Origin of the sequence: Sulfurimonas sp. ST-27, assembly GCF_048081595.1 — a bacterium.
Taxonomy (GTDB): domain Bacteria; phylum Campylobacterota; class Campylobacteria; order Campylobacterales; family Sulfurimonadaceae; genus Sulfurimonas; species Sulfurimonas hydrogeniphila.
In genome coordinates this window covers 1,087,364-1,100,983 of sequence record NZ_CP182226.1, presented here as the reverse complement: position 1 = coordinate 1,100,983, position 13,620 = coordinate 1,087,364, and the positions used below count along the sequence as shown (strand labels likewise).

The 13,620-nt window shown below is 36.7% G+C and carries 16 protein-coding genes; 13 read left to right on the top strand and 3 right to left on the bottom strand.

All coding sequences use genetic code 11. The annotated features are described in order from the left end of the window. Positions 1-54 precede the first annotated feature (54 nt). From folD to trpB, 7 genes are read left to right on the top strand one after another with little or no spacing between them, the layout of a single operon-like run. Positions 55-912: a bifunctional methylenetetrahydrofolate dehydrogenase/methenyltetrahydrofolate cyclohydrolase FolD gene (folD, locus tag ACM66U_RS05810; protein WP_418641382.1), complete on the top strand. Its 858-nt coding sequence runs from the start codon at positions 55-57 to the stop codon at positions 910-912. 4 nt (positions 913-916) lie between these two features. Next, complete coding sequence (gene lepB, locus ACM66U_RS05805) at positions 917-1,726, top strand: signal peptidase I (protein WP_151900380.1); 810 nt, start codon at positions 917-919, stop codon at positions 1,724-1,726. Continuing rightward, the gene (locus ACM66U_RS05800; RefSeq protein ID WP_151900381.1) at positions 1,713-2,390 is read left to right on the top strand and encodes a site-2 protease family protein; all 678 of its coding nucleotides are present in this window, start codon (positions 1,713-1,715) and stop codon (positions 2,388-2,390) included. The genes lepB and ACM66U_RS05800 overlap by 14 nt, the downstream gene beginning before the upstream one ends. Before the next feature lie 10 nt (positions 2,391-2,400). Then, positions 2,401-2,832, top strand: a complete 432-nt coding sequence (gene rpiB / locus ACM66U_RS05795; protein WP_151900382.1) for a ribose 5-phosphate isomerase B — start codon at positions 2,401-2,403, stop codon at positions 2,830-2,832. Between the two features lie 23 nt (positions 2,833-2,855). Next, positions 2,856-3,188, top strand: a complete 333-nt coding sequence (locus tag ACM66U_RS05790) for a hypothetical protein (protein ID WP_151900383.1) — start codon at positions 2,856-2,858, stop codon at positions 3,186-3,188. 8 nt (positions 3,189-3,196) lie between these two features. Next, positions 3,197-3,748, top strand: coding sequence for an adenine phosphoribosyltransferase (locus ACM66U_RS05785; RefSeq protein WP_418641381.1), 552 nt, complete (start codon positions 3,197-3,199; stop codon positions 3,746-3,748). Between the two features lie 2 nt (positions 3,749-3,750). After that, entirely contained in the window at positions 3,751-4,950 is a 1,200-nt protein-coding gene (gene trpB, locus ACM66U_RS05780; RefSeq protein ID WP_151901520.1) for a tryptophan synthase subunit beta, read from the top strand. A gap of 6 nt (positions 4,951-4,956) precedes the next feature. On the opposite strand, the gene ACM66U_RS05775 is transcribed toward trpB, so the two are convergent. Next, the gene (locus tag ACM66U_RS05775; protein ID WP_418641380.1) at positions 4,957-5,859 is read right to left on the bottom strand and encodes a diguanylate cyclase domain-containing protein; all 903 of its coding nucleotides are present in this window, start codon (positions 5,857-5,859) and stop codon (positions 4,957-4,959) included. A gap of 91 nt (positions 5,860-5,950) precedes the next feature. On the opposite strand from ACM66U_RS05775, the gene ACM66U_RS05770 reads away from it, so the two are divergent. The 3 genes from ACM66U_RS05770 to metE all read left to right on the top strand — a co-directional run bounded on the left by ACM66U_RS05770 (position 5,951) and on the right by metE (position 9,948). Continuing rightward, entirely contained in the window at positions 5,951-7,357 is a 1,407-nt protein-coding gene (locus ACM66U_RS05770) for a leucyl aminopeptidase (RefSeq protein ID WP_418641379.1), read from the top strand. A gap of 40 nt (positions 7,358-7,397) precedes the next feature. Next, positions 7,398-7,595 carry a hypothetical protein gene (locus ACM66U_RS05765; RefSeq protein WP_151900385.1) on the top strand — a complete coding sequence of 66 codons (198 nt, stop codon included), beginning with the start codon at positions 7,398-7,400 and terminating at the stop codon, positions 7,593-7,595. 73 nt (positions 7,596-7,668) lie between these two features. Then, complete coding sequence (gene metE, locus ACM66U_RS05760; protein WP_418641378.1) at positions 7,669-9,948, top strand: 5-methyltetrahydropteroyltriglutamate--homocysteine S-methyltransferase; 2,280 nt, start codon at positions 7,669-7,671, stop codon at positions 9,946-9,948. A 13-nt stretch (positions 9,949-9,961) separates the two neighbouring features. On the opposite strand, the gene ACM66U_RS05755 is transcribed toward metE, so the two are convergent. Then, complete coding sequence (locus ACM66U_RS05755; protein WP_151900387.1) at positions 9,962-10,285, bottom strand: MTH1187 family thiamine-binding protein; 324 nt, start codon at positions 10,283-10,285, stop codon at positions 9,962-9,964. Positions 10,286-10,376: 91 nt separating this feature from the next. On the opposite strand from ACM66U_RS05755, the gene ychF reads away from it, so the two are divergent. Then, on the top strand, positions 10,377-11,477 hold the full coding sequence (gene ychF, locus ACM66U_RS05750; RefSeq protein ID WP_346388723.1) for a redox-regulated ATPase YchF: 1,101 nt from the start codon (positions 10,377-10,379) through the stop codon (positions 11,475-11,477). 176 nt (positions 11,478-11,653) lie between these two features. On the opposite strand, the gene ACM66U_RS05745 is transcribed toward ychF, so the two are convergent. Beyond that, positions 11,654-11,845 (bottom strand): hypothetical protein, encoded by a 192-nt coding sequence (locus ACM66U_RS05745; protein WP_418641377.1) that lies wholly within the window; start codon positions 11,843-11,845, stop codon positions 11,654-11,656. Between the two features lie 46 nt (positions 11,846-11,891). On the opposite strand from ACM66U_RS05745, the gene ACM66U_RS05740 reads away from it, so the two are divergent. After that, positions 11,892-13,112, top strand: a complete 1,221-nt coding sequence (locus tag ACM66U_RS05740; protein ID WP_418641376.1) for an IS1634 family transposase — start codon at positions 11,892-11,894, stop codon at positions 13,110-13,112. A 78-nt stretch (positions 13,113-13,190) separates the two neighbouring features. Then, positions 13,191-13,502: a transposase gene (locus tag ACM66U_RS05735; protein WP_418641375.1), complete on the top strand. Its 312-nt coding sequence runs from the start codon at positions 13,191-13,193 to the stop codon at positions 13,500-13,502. Positions 13,503-13,620: the final 118 nt, after the last annotated feature.

Sequence of the window (13,620 nt, the reverse complement as noted above, 5' to 3'; positions counted from 1 at the left end):
CCTAATATTATTTTAAAAGGGTATAATATCAAAAAATTTATTTAAGAGGTTTAAATGCAGATTCTTGATGGGAAAGCACTTGCAAAAAAAATTGAAAACAATGTGGCAGATGAAGTTGCCAAATTAAAAGCACAAACAGACAGAACTCCAGGACTTGCCGTAATACTTGTAGGGCAGGATCCTGCGAGCCAGGCATATGTCAGCATGAAGAAAAAAGCCTGTGACAGAGTCGGTTTTTACTCAGTTAGCCATGAAATGCCAGAAGACATTTCTCAAGATGCGATAGAAAATACCATCAAAATGATGAATCAAAACCCAAATATTGACGGAATACTTGTGCAGCTTCCTCTGCCTCCGCAAATAGATACAACAAAAATTCTTGAACTTGTTGATCCTGCAAAAGATGTTGACGGTTTTCATCCCTACAATGTAGGACGCCTTGTCACAAATCTGGACGGTTTTGTACCCTGCACACCACTTGGTGTAATGGAACTTTTACAAGAGTATAACATTGATGTAAAAGGAAAGAACTGTTGTGTTGTCGGTGCTTCGAATATTGTCGGAAAACCTATGGCTGCTCTTTTGCTCAACGCAGATGCTACTGTTGAAGTATGTCATATATTTACAGATGACTTAAAAAAACATACATTAAATGCAGATATTATTCTTGTCGGTGTCGGCGTTATTAATCTTATCAAAGAAGATATGGTAAAAGACGGTGCCATCATCATAGATATAGGGATCAACAGAGCAGACAACGGCAAACTTGTCGGTGATGTGGATTTTGAAAATGTAAGTAAAAAATGCTCATACATCACACCTGTTCCCGGCGGTGTCGGACCGATGACTATTGCAATGCTTTTGAGCAATACTCTCAAAGCCGCAAAACTCAATGCACAAGACAAAGATTAATTCAATGAAAAAAATCTTACATAAAGCATATAAATGGTCAAACTCCTGGACAGGGACTGTTGTCATTGTTCTTTTTACTATCTTTTTTGTTGCCCAGGCTTTTCGTATTCCAAGCGGCAGCATGAAAGACTCCCTTCTGATCGGAGACCACCTTTTTGCCAAAAAATTTGCGTACGGTATTCCTATGCCCTATATTCCGTTTTTGGAAATTCCCATTATTCCATGGAGCAAAGAGTTGAAAATTGTTGATGGAGATACCCCAAAGCACGGTGATATCGTCATTTTCAGATACCCCGGAAATATTAAACAGCATTTTGTAAAACGCTGTGTTGCTCTTCCCGGAGACGAATTGTTTGTTGCCGATAAAAACCTGTTTCTACACTTTAAAGAAGGTGACGAATGGATTAAAAAGAATTATAAAGATTATGAAATAGCAATTTTTGACGGCAAACTGTGGGTAAAAAATCCTTATATGAAAAAACATCCCGGTATTCATCATGACCCGAAAATCGTAAATAACGGGCGTTTTCCGATACAGATTTTTTATGTAAACCCGCTCAAAGTCGAAAAAAATCATTATTTTATGATGGGTGACAATCGTGACCACTCCAATGACAGCCGTTTCTGGGGAAGTGTTCCTTATGAAAATATTGAAGGAACCCCCTGGTTTATCTATTTCTCAATTGACAAAGATTATAAAATTCGATGGGACAGAATAGGAAAAACACCTGCCGACCTGGAAAAACCGGAGCACTTAAAAAAAGCAATACAAGAAAGAGAAAAAGAAGACAAAGAATATTATGGACTCACTTGATTTATTAAAAATAGCAGCTGCCGTTTTAGCACTTGCTGTTGCAATTATCGGACACGAAATTATGCATGGCTGGGTTGCTTACATGTACGGTGACATGACAGCCAAAAATGCAGGGCGTTTAACAGTAAACCCAATTTCACACATAGATCTTGTCGGAACTATCATAGTGCCTGCTACTATGTACTTTTTACCAATGCTGTTAGGCTCGGACGGCGGTATTTTGTTCGGTTGGGCAAAGCCTGTTCCGATCAATACCTTTACTGTCATAAACAGAGGTGGATATAATGCCGCTATGCAGGTGGACTTGGCAGGTATTGTCTATAATTTCACTATGGGTGCAGTCGCAGCAATTACTCTGACTGCTATGAGTACACCGACAACTGCCGACTCTCTGTTTTATATATTTTTCTATATATTTATATACCAACTGCTTATTATCAATATAGTTTTAGGCGTATTTAACCTGCTGCCTATTCCCCAGTTTGACGGTGGGCATTTTTTAATGCATCTTGCGTTAAAATATAAAATAAATTCTATTGCAGAGTTTTATTACAAATATGACAGATACGGGATTGTTATTGTACTTATTATTTTAATGACCCCGTTAAATCAATATGTACTTTTTATGCCGGTGCAGGCAATTATACATTTGTTACTATCTTAGAGGAGAGAAAATGAAATTTTATATAGGTACCGACCATGCAGGTTTAGAACTGAAGAACTGGACAGTAGAGCTTTTACAATCCAAAGGACATGAAGTAATTGATTTTGGACCATATAGTGCAGACAGAGTGGACTACCCTGATTATGCGCACAAGGTTGCAACGGCGGTTTTGGAAGATGAAAACTCCCAAGGTATTTTAATCTGCGGGAGCGGAATCGGTATGAGTATGGCAGCCAACAGGCATCACGGTATTCGTGCTGCACTGTGCCATGATGCTTATACTGCAACCGTAGCACGCGGACACAATGATGCAAATATCTTATGTTTTGGTGAGAGAATTGTCGGAAAAGGTGTTGCTGAATCTATCATTGATGCATGGATAGCAGGAAGCTTTGAAGGTGGCCGTCACATTGCCAGAGTAGCAAAAATAGAAACACTCTAACAAATAACATTCAAGGAAAAGCTATGTTTGGAGAATGGTCACTTTTAACAATACTCTCTATTGTCTCTATCTATTTATTTGTAAAAATGTTTTATTTCAAAAGCATTACAAATAAAGAACAAAGAAGCAATGACTTAATGAAATTAACGCTTCAGGAGGCAGAAATTTTAATTCGAAAGTACCAGATTCAACTCCAGCGTGCTCTTGGAAATGTCGATATATTAAGCGAAGAACTGACAAAACTCAGAAATGAGTTAAAGGTTTTAAAACAAAGAAATGCAAAACACAGACAGGAAGTAGACAGACTCAATGCAAAGATTAAAGCACTGGAAAGTCGTATTGACGCACTTTTATAAGGATGAAAATGATAACACTAAGCAAAACTGAAAAAAAAATCCTGGAAAACTCAATCAGAGATATACAAGATTTTCCAAAACCGGGGATTGTGTTCAAAGATATCACTACTTTACTCAACAACAAAGAGGCATATGCTGTTTTGATGAATCATCTTTACCAAAGATATAAAGAATATAATCTTGAATATATTGCCGGTATTGATGCCAGAGGTTTTATATTCGGAGCGGCTTTAGCGCAAATGCTCGGAATTGGATTTGTGCCTATTCGCAAAAAAGGAAAACTTCCCTACACAACCATTAGCAAAAAGTATGCGCTCGAATACGGAGTGGATGAAATCGAAGTTCATATAGATGCTTTTGGAAATGAAAAGGGTGCAAGAGTCCTCGTAATAGATGATTTAATAGCTACAGGCGGTACAGCAAATGCGGCTGCCACACTTGTCAACCAGACAGGTGCCATATGTATCGAATGTTGTTTTATTATAGGACTTGCCTTCCTTGACGGTATAAAAAAACTACAAGAAAAAACTGATGTATATTCAGTGATAGAGGTTAACTAATGATGTATATTCCCAGCCCTTCAAAATATGATCCTGACGAAAACGGACATTTTGGAATTTTCGGTGGTCGCTATGTTCCTGAAACACTTATGCCGGCACTTCTTCAACTCAAAGTTGAATATGAAGCTATTCGTTTTGATGAAGAGTTCTGGAAAGAGGTCGACTACTATCTAAAAGATTATGTAGGGCGCCCGAGTCCTCTTTTTTATGCCGAAAATATTTCTAAAGAAATCGGTGCAAAGGTTTATCTCAAACGTGAAGACTTAAATCATACAGGTGCTCATAAGGTCAACAATGTTATTGCACAGGGTTTGATGGCAAAACGCTTAGGTTATAAAAAAGTCATTGCTGAGACCGGTGCGGGACAGCATGGTGTGGCAACAGCAACCATTGCAGCACTGCTTGATTTGGAGTGTGAAATATTTATGGGTGCAAAGGATGTAGAGCGCCAAGAACTGAATGTTTTTCGTATGAAACTTCTTGGTGCAAAGGTCAATGCTGTTGAGAGTGGCAGCAGAACACTTAAAGATGCAATGAATGATGCCATCCGTCACTGGGTCACCAATGCAAGAGATACCTTTTACATCATAGGAACAGTCGCCGGTCCACACCCCTACCCTATGATGGTACGCGACTTTCAGGCAATTATCGGCTGGGAGGCAAGAGCACAGATTTTACAAAAAGAGAACAGACTGCCCGATTATGTGCTTGCCTGCATAGGAGGAGGCAGCAATGCCATCGGTATGTTTCAACACTTTTTAGATGACAAAGAGGTGCAATGTATCGGTATTGAAGCCGGTGGACTTGGCTTAGATACAAACAAACACGGCTGTTCTTTGGAAAAAGGGCGTCCAGGTATTTTGCATGGTCAGATGAGCTATCTGCTCCAAGACGAAGACGGACAGGTTCTTGAAGCGCATTCAATCAGTGCGGGACTTGACTACCCGGGCATTGGACCTGAACATGCTTTTCACAAAGACAACAAATCAGTTTCATATGACAATGTCACAGACCAGGAAGCCCTGGATGCTTTTGTATGGCTTTCTCAAAAAGAGGGAATCATTCCGGCATTTGAAAGTTCCCATGCAGTCGCCTATTTGAAAAAGATGCCTGATATAAAAGACAAACTCATCATCGTCAACCTCTCAGGCCGCGGAGACAAAGATATGATTCAGGCAAAAGATATTTTACATTTTGACTAATTGAAACTAGGCAATAAAGATTTTTCCATATCTTTGTTGTTTTGCTTCATAAAGAGCATATTTGGCTCTTTCTATCACATTTTTCATCTCATCATTTTCCATAAAACTGGTAATTCCAAATGCAATTTCAAGATTTGATTTTTCAATTGATTCTGCTCGAGAAAGTGCTGCACTCATTTTTTTAATAAACACTTCAGATAATTTTTCACTGGTATTTGTCAATATAAGAATAAAATCTGAGCCTTCCCATCTTGCCAACACATCTGATTTACGAATTAACTTTTTCAATTCTTTTGCAAAAAGTGATATAAGTTTTTCTCCATGATACAAACCAAACATACCAATAATTTTATTAATATTAATAAGAGAAAAATAGACTATAGTTGTATCTGTTTGATAACGGTTATAATAGTCTATTTGATATTTTAGAATAACTTGCATTTGCATTTTTGATGTTAATTTTGAAAGTTGATCAACAGTTGCAAGATTAGCAAGTTTATCCATTCTTAATCTATATTCCTGAAGTTTTGTAAATACTTCACAATGATAAGATACTCTGTCAATTATTTCCAAAGAGGCAAAAGGTTTTTTTATATAATCACATCCACCGGCTTTGAAACATTTATCAAGCTTCTCTTTGCTGTATAGTTCTGCACTGTCTATAAAAACAGTCGGAATTTTCACAGAACCGTCAAAATTACTTTCAAATATTGTTTGAGTTAAGTCCAGATAATTAATACTTGTATTTACCAAAATAAGATTATATTCATCTATATTTTTTTTCAAAATATTAAATTCATTTAAATTCAGCACTGCCTTACATGTAAACTCATGTTTCTCTAATAATGAATTTAAAACATCAAAATTGTGCTGATTCACTTCTAGTATTAAAATTTGTTTTTTTATCATATGTGTATACTATCATAAAATTAATATTTTATTCTTTATTGGCTAATATTTTGCTATGATATAGAAAAATAAATTTACAAAATGGAACACTATGAATATAAAATTAATTACCGAAAAAGCATATAATGCAAAAAACAATGTGAGTGTAGAATTCGTCATGCCTCAAAATCTGGGCACACACAGATACTATAAACTGCTTAACAAGTCAGGTTTCAAAGCCAAACAAGATACTCTGTGCTCTTTGTACGAAAAGAACATACTTGTGTGCGGCATTGAAGAGAGCAGCGCTGACAATATTCGCAGTGCGGCAGCTACAGCGATAAAGTCTTTAAAAACATCAAACTATAAATCTGCGAGTATTGCAGTAGAAAAAAACAATATAAAAGCTGTTGTAGAAGGTTTGGTCCTTGGCGGATATGAGTTTAACAAATACAAAACAAAAAATGAGAAACAAAAACTTAAAAATATTTACCTTACATGTAAAGATATAGCAGAGTTAAAAGATGCTTTTGAAGAAGCTGTAATAATTGCTGATGCAACCTGTTATACGCGTGATATAGTAAATATTGCTCCTGATGATTTGAATCCGCCTACTTTTGCAAAACTGGCAAAGAAACTGGCACGTGAAAATTCTCTTGAATGCACTGTTTTAGGACATAAAGAACTCAAAAAAGAAAGATGTGAGGCAATGCTTGCAGTCGGTCGCGCTTCGTGTCATGATACAAAACTGATTCATTTGGCATACAAACCAAAAAATCCGAAGAAAATTATATCTCTTGTCGGAAAGGGTCTGACCTATGACAGTGGCGGACTCAGTCTGAAACCTGCAACCTCAATGGTAACAATGAAAATGGACAAAGCCGGAGCCTGTGCAGTGCTGGGTATCATCAAGGCAGTCAGTGAATTAAAACTCAATATTGAAGTACACGCTTTTGTCGGTGCCGTTGAAAATATGATAGGCGGAAATGCCTACAAACCTGATGATGTTTTAACTTCTCGCAAAGGCGATACGATAGAAGTGAGAAACACAGATGCAGAGGGTCGCCTGGTGCTTGCGGATGTGCTTGATTACGCACAGGAAAAAGTTCAAGCAGATTATCTGTTTGATTTTGCAACGCTTACGGGTGCCTGTATGGTAGCTCTTGGACAGTATACAACAGGTGTTATGGGGCATTCCAACAGACTCAGACATGACATTTCCAAAGCTTCAGGCAGAGCCGGAGAGTTGACAGCTTCCCTGCCGTTTAACAAGTATTTGAAAAAACAACTCAAAAGTGAAATAGCCGATATCTGTAATATTTCAAACAAGCCTTATGGCGGAGCTATTACAGCCGGACTTTTTTTAGACAACTTCATCAAAGAAGAAAACAAAGACAAATGGCTGCACTTTGACATAGCCGGAAGCGCCTATACTGAGAGTCCCTGGGATGTCAATGTATATGGCGGAACCGGTGCAGGTGTCCGTTTTATGAGTGAGTTTTTAAAAAGTATAAAATAAATATGCTATAATTCCGGTATATTTTAAAAAAGGAGAGAGAATGTCACTAAAAGAACTGTTTCTTGCAACTGCATTAGCATTGTTTCACAGCTCAAAACCGTGTCATTGCCATCTCTTCTTTACCATTAAATCAAAATTGATGGTTTTACTCAACCACTATATTCCAAGATGCCCGTTTTATACGGTATGTTTCGCATTTCGCCGCAGCGGTATTCACCCTCCCCTTTCAATATCCTAATCATTTAATCAAAAAACTTTATAAAAACAAATACAAATATTGTCAGAAATGACTTAAATCAAAGGATATTGTTATGTCAAAAAATACGTATGTAGTAGGATTTCCAAGAATCGGAGAACAAAGAGAACTGAAATTTGCCCTTGAGAGCTATTGGGCAAAAAAAAGCAGCTTTAGTGAAGTTGAAAAAGTAGCAAAAACATTGAAGCAAAGACACTGGAACTATCAAAAAAATGCAGGTATAGAATATATCAGCACAAATGATTTTTCCTTTTATGACAACATGCTTGATATGGCAGTCACATTAAATGCTGTGCCAAAGCGCTTTACACATCTGCAGGGGGAAGAACGCTATTTTGCAATGGCAAGAGGCAACAAAGATGCCCTAGCGATGGAGATGACAAAATGGTTTAATACAAACTACCACTACATCGTTCCTGAATTATCACTTGAAGATGAGTACGAATTAAATGCCGATAAAATCATATCAGAATATAAAGAAGCAAAAAAACAGGGGTTTACATGTAAAATTAACATCATAGGACCATTGACATTTTTAGGGCTTTCAAAAAGAGCAGACGGTGGTGATACTTATGAATTGTATTCTAAAATTTTGGCTGTATATGAAGATCTTCTTCAAGAAATAGCCAAACTTGATGAGAGTGTTACTTTGCAAATTGATGAACCTATATTTGTAAAAGATCTTGAGACAACAGTGCTGAGCCTTATAAAACCGACCTATGACAAACTTGCCAATGTTTCTAAAAATATAAAAATTGCAGTTGTAACATATTTTGAACACTCATGCGAAGCAACAAAAATTCTTTTGCATACTCCTGTTTGGGCTCTTGGACTTGATTTTTTATATGGCAAAGAAAACTTTGATTCACTTGAACTCATTGCCAAATCTGACAAAATGCTTATTGCAAGCGTAGTTGACGGAAGAAACATTTGGAAAAACGATATTGAGAAGAGTATCAATCTGCTTAATAGCATCGCTTTACATGTAAACAAAAATAATATCCTGGTTTCTTCTTCATGCTCTTTGCTGCATGTACCCTTTAGCCTGAAATATGAAGAGAAAATGAATCCTGAAATAAAAAATTGGCTAAGTTACGGTATTGAAAAACTTGATGAAATTGCGCTTATCAGTAAAATATTTTTTCACTCTCAAGAAGCATTAGATGCAAATGAGCTTCAGTTTTTAAAAGAAAACCAAGAAGCAAACATTTCCAGAAGAACTTCAAAACTGATTCATGATGAAAAAGTACAAGAGAGAATCAACAATATTGACAAATATGAACGTGATGGAAAATACGAACAGAGAATAAAGCTTCAAAAAGAAAAACTGCAATATTTGCCACTTGCTACAACAACTATCGGTTCATTTCCGCAAACACCTGAAATAAGACATGCCAGACGGGAATATAAAAATGGCAATTTGGATGAAAAAAGCTATGAAAATGAGATGAAAAAATATATAGATGACTGTGTAGCTTTCCAAGAAGAGTGCGGACTTGAAATTTTGGTCCATGGTGAACCAGAGCGCAATGATATGGTTGAATACTTTGGAGAACAGCTTCAGGGTTATGGCTTTTCCCAAAACGGCTGGGTGCAGAGCTATGGAAGCCGCTGTGTGAAACCGCCTTTTATTTATGGTGATATATCCCGTCCAAAACCAATGACAGTAGAGTGGATCACCTATGCACAGAGCAAAACAAAAAAAATAATGAAAGGTATGCTCACAGGCCCTGTCACGATTTTAAACTGGTCATTTGTGCGGGATGATATGGAGCGTAGTGAAGTCAGCAAACAAATTGCACTTGGAATCAGTGACGAAGTAGATGATTTGCAAAAAGCCGGTATACAAATAATTCAGGTTGACGAAGCTGCATTTAAAGAGGGATATCCTTTGAGAAAAGCAAAAGTGCAAGAGTATGAAGATTGGGCTGTAAGAGACTTCAAGCTTTCGGTAAGCTGTGCAAAACAAGAGACACAGATTCATACACATATGTGCTACAGTGAATTTAATGACATTATTGCAACCATAGAAGCTATGGATGCGGACGTTATCTCAATAGAAACGGCGAGAAGCGGAAATGAACTGCTGAAAATTTTTGCAAAAGTCGGCTATAAACAGGAAGTAGGTCCAGGTGTTTATGATATTCATTCGCCAAGAATTCCATCTGTAGAAGAGATTGTCACACAGATTCATTCTCTCTTAGAGGTACTTCCAAAAGAGCAGTTATGGATAAATCCTGACTGTGGACTTAAAACACGTAAATGGGAAGAAGTGAAGCCCTCTTTGAAAAATATGGTAGAAGCTGTAAAAATTGTCAGAAAAACATTAGGCTAAAGCTGGAAGTCCATTATTTTTGGACTTCTCTCTTTAGTTGTGTTTCTATGGACTTAATCTTTGAAGTCAGTCTGTTTTTCGTGTTTTTACGTATATCAAATTTTAGTGAAGAATAGACTCTGTCACAACCGCTTACCTGCTCATACGCAAGTTCAATGATGTCTAAAGCCTCACGCATTGTCTTTGTTTCTACAACTGTTCCCATCGGGGTGAGTTGGTATGCTACGCCGCTTTTATCTATAGCGTCTACTATCTTAGCCACCTGTTTTGATACGGAACTGCCATCTCGACAGTTATCAGATGTCGGAAACATTGAAAATTCTAAAAGTACACTCATTTATTCATCCTTTAACTTTTAACCTATTGTACCACTCTTAATTTTAAATTTACTTAGATATAATTTCAAAAAATATTTCTAAAGGGTTATCATGGGATTAGCAATAGGCTTAGTCGGACTTCCAAACGTCGGTAAATCAACAACTTTTAATGCACTAACAAAGGCACAAAACGCGGAGGCAGCCAACTACCCATTTTGTACAATAGAGCCAAACAAGGCTGTTGTGCCTGTTCCTGACAAAAGACTGCATGAACTTGCAAAAATAGTCAATCCTGAAAGAATTCAATATTCTACTATTGATTTTGTTGACATCGCAGGGCTTGTAAAAGGTGCCAGCAAAGGCGAAGGTCTTGGAAACAAATTTCTTTCAAACATACGCGAGACAGAAGTGATTTTACAGATTGTCAGATGTTTTGAAGATGAAAATATTGTACATAATGAAGGAAGCATTGATCCTCTGCGTGACGTTGAAATCATCGAAGGTGAATTGATTTTGGCTGATATTGAAGTGCTTGCAAATCGAATCGAGAGACTTAAAAAGCAGGCAAAAGCTGATAAAAGTGCAAAAACTGTTTTAGAAATGGCGGAAGAGCTTTTAGAGTTTCTGGGTGAAGGGAATTTAGCACGCAACTTTGAAAAAGCCGACTCTGATGAGTATCGCCAGCTTAACCGTGAAGTGCGTTTTTTAACCGACAAAGAGATTATGTACGGTGCAAATACAGACGAAGACGGATTGCTAGAAGACAACGAATACGTAAAAGCGCTTCGTGAACATGCGCAAAAGAACAATTGTGAACTCATTAAACTGTGTGCAAAAGTTGAAGAAGAGCTTATAGGTCTTGAAGATGAAGAAGCACAGGAATTTTTAACAGATTTGGGTGTAGAAGAATCTGGACTTGAACAAATCATACATAAAGGCTTTGACAAACTCGGTCTTATGAGCTACTTTACAGCAGGAGTCAAAGAGGTACGTTCCTGGACAATCAGAAAAAATTCAACTGCTCCAAAAGCAGCTGCAGCCATCCATAACGACTTTGAAAAAGGTTTCATCCGTGCCGAAGTGATTGCCTATGAAGATTTTATAGCCTGCGGCGGTGAAGCAAAAGCCAAAGAAGCCGGAAAAATGAGATTGGAAGGAAAAGAGTATATTGTTCAAGACGGTGATATTATGCACTTCAGATTTAATGTGTGATGTAAGGAATATATAAACTTTTAAACAAATCAGCCTAGACTAAAGTCTAGGTTCCGAAAAACCTAATCAGTTTTTTCGGAACCCGTACTTTAGTGCGGGCTTTGTGCCTATAAAGACTAGACTGAAACCTGGTTTCTAAAAAACTTAACGCTTAGAGTTAATATGAAATTTGCTTTTTATTTTGTAGCAAATTTATAGTCTAAACCAACCCAGATTTTTTGAATGTCGTTTGTATATCCTGCAACTGTACCTTTTGAATAGTCAGCATACTTTAAAAGACCTGTTAAGTTATTCCTGAATTCCACGAATTCAAGAAAAACAGAGAAACATCCTCTGTAAAGCCCTAAAATAGGGGTATCATATTTCAAAAATGGGTGGCACAAACTTTAAGAGAAAGTTTTTTATAATACCTTTATGTATGTTAGAAAAAAGAAAAACTCAAGTGGTTCTGTCAGTATCCAAATAATAAAAAAAGTAAAAGGAAGATCAAAAGTAATTGAGAGCATAGGCTGTTCAAAAGATTCAGATGAGATAGAGGAACTTTTAAAAAAAGGCAAAGAGAGAATAAAAGAGTTAGAGCCCACACTGTTTGACAACATAGAACAAGAAGATAAAAAGTTAAAGTTTTTGTCAATCTCAAATGAGCAAATAATTCCTATAGGTGATGAACTCTTTTTTGGTAAAATCTTTGACAGGATTATCAGTAAAAAAACTATTTTCCAATCAGTGTATAAGAAAAATGATAAGCATGAACTTTTTAAAGCACTTGTAATATCAAGAATACTCTATCCAGGGAGTAAGCTGTATCTAAGTGACTATCTTTTTTATTTTAAAAAGAAAGAGATTAGCGATGAGACAATATACAGATTGGTAGATAGTCTTTATAAAGATGAGATTAAACAAAGAGTTGAAGAGGCTGTATATCAAGATACACTTGCAAAAATAGATAACAATTTAGTTGTAAGCTTCTATGATGTAACAACACTGTTTTTTGAGAGTGAGAGTGAAGATGACCTAAGAAGAATAGGTTTCTCCAAAGAAGGAAAATTAGCACGGCCACAGATACAACTGGGTCTATTTACAACACTACAAGGGTATCCTCTCTCTTATGAGGTGTATCACGGTAAAAAGTATGAGGGGCACACACTCCTTGAAGCACTAAAAAGCTTTCAAAAAAGATTTAAACTAAAACACAAGCCTATTGTAGTAGCTGACAGAGGTATGTTAAATGATGCCAATATAGCTTACCTTGAAAATAACGGGTACAGATATATCCTTGGTGCAAAAATTAAGATGCTACCAGGCAGCATCAAAGAGAAAATTACAAACCTGACATTTATTGATGATAGTACGACCCATGAAATAGAGATTGATAAAACTGTAAAATATACACAAGAAAATCAAAAATACTCTCTTGATATACACCAAAGACTCGTACTTACCTACTCATCAAAAAGAGCCAAAAAAGATAAACGCTTAAGAGAGAAGGCTCTTGAGAGATTAAAAGCAAAGATTGAGTATTCAACCAATCTCACTAAAAAAGATTTAAAACTCTCCCATTATGCAAAGTACTTGGATATTACAGATGATTGCAAAGTAGAGTTTAAACTCAATCATAACAAAGTCTTACAATGATACGGCTACACTTATTCATACTCAGAACATTTAGCAATTCTGAGATAAAATATCACTATGAATAAGGATAAGAAGAAGATGAAAAACAGTAAATACACAAGAGAATTTAGAGATTCAAGCGTACAGTTGGTCATGAATTCAAACGAATCAACAGCAAAGATTGCAAAAGATTTGGATGTAAACGAAAAAACGCTTTATAACTGGGTAAGAGAGTACAAGAAAGCCAACAATATTCCCATAGAATCCAGAGGAGGATTTTCAACTAATCAGAGTATCAAAGAGACAACTGAGGAAGAGAATAAACGCCTACGTGCCGAGAACAAACTCCTTAAGCAGGAGCGTGACATTCTAAAAAAGGCAACAGCATATTTCGCCAAAGAAACTCTGTGAAATATGCATGGATGCTAGAACACTCAAACGAGTTTCAAATAGCAGTGATGTGTAGGGTACTTCAAGTCGATAAAGCAAGTTATTACCACTGGATCAAGCAAGGTTGCAAATTGCAACA

What these genes read in the sequence shown, in the direction of transcription:
- ACM66U_RS05785 (WP_418641381.1), top strand. Translation starts at nt 3,197, where the DNA reads ATGATAACACTAAGCAAAACTGAAAAAAAAATCCTGGAAAACTCAATC.
- ACM66U_RS05775 (WP_418641380.1), bottom strand. Translation starts at nt 5,859, where the DNA reads ATGATAAAAAAACAAATTTTAATACTAGAAGTGAATCAGCACAATTTT.
- ACM66U_RS05800 (WP_151900381.1), top strand. Translation starts at nt 1,713, where the DNA reads ATGGACTCACTTGATTTATTAAAAATAGCAGCTGCCGTTTTAGCACTT.
- rpiB (WP_151900382.1), top strand. Translation starts at nt 2,401, where the DNA reads ATGAAATTTTATATAGGTACCGACCATGCAGGTTTAGAACTGAAGAAC.
- lepB (WP_151900380.1), top strand. Translation starts at nt 917, where the DNA reads ATGAAAAAAATCTTACATAAAGCATATAAATGGTCAAACTCCTGGACA.
- ychF (WP_346388723.1), top strand. Translation starts at nt 10,377, where the DNA reads ATGGGATTAGCAATAGGCTTAGTCGGACTTCCAAACGTCGGTAAATCA.
- ACM66U_RS05770 (WP_418641379.1), top strand. Translation starts at nt 5,951, where the DNA reads ATGAATATAAAATTAATTACCGAAAAAGCATATAATGCAAAAAACAAT.
- ACM66U_RS05755 (WP_151900387.1), bottom strand. Translation starts at nt 10,285, where the DNA reads ATGAGTGTACTTTTAGAATTTTCAATGTTTCCGACATCTGATAACTGT.
- metE (WP_418641378.1), top strand. Translation starts at nt 7,669, where the DNA reads ATGTCAAAAAATACGTATGTAGTAGGATTTCCAAGAATCGGAGAACAA.
- ACM66U_RS05740 (WP_418641376.1), top strand. Translation starts at nt 11,892, where the DNA reads ATGTATGTTAGAAAAAAGAAAAACTCAAGTGGTTCTGTCAGTATCCAA.
- ACM66U_RS05790 (WP_151900383.1), top strand. Translation starts at nt 2,856, where the DNA reads ATGTTTGGAGAATGGTCACTTTTAACAATACTCTCTATTGTCTCTATC.
- ACM66U_RS05765 (WP_151900385.1), top strand. Translation starts at nt 7,398, where the DNA reads ATGTCACTAAAAGAACTGTTTCTTGCAACTGCATTAGCATTGTTTCAC.
- trpB (WP_151901520.1), top strand. Translation starts at nt 3,751, where the DNA reads ATGTATATTCCCAGCCCTTCAAAATATGATCCTGACGAAAACGGACAT.
- folD (WP_418641382.1), top strand. Translation starts at nt 55, where the DNA reads ATGCAGATTCTTGATGGGAAAGCACTTGCAAAAAAAATTGAAAACAAT.
- ACM66U_RS05735 (WP_418641375.1), top strand. Translation starts at nt 13,191, where the DNA reads ATGAAAAACAGTAAATACACAAGAGAATTTAGAGATTCAAGCGTACAG.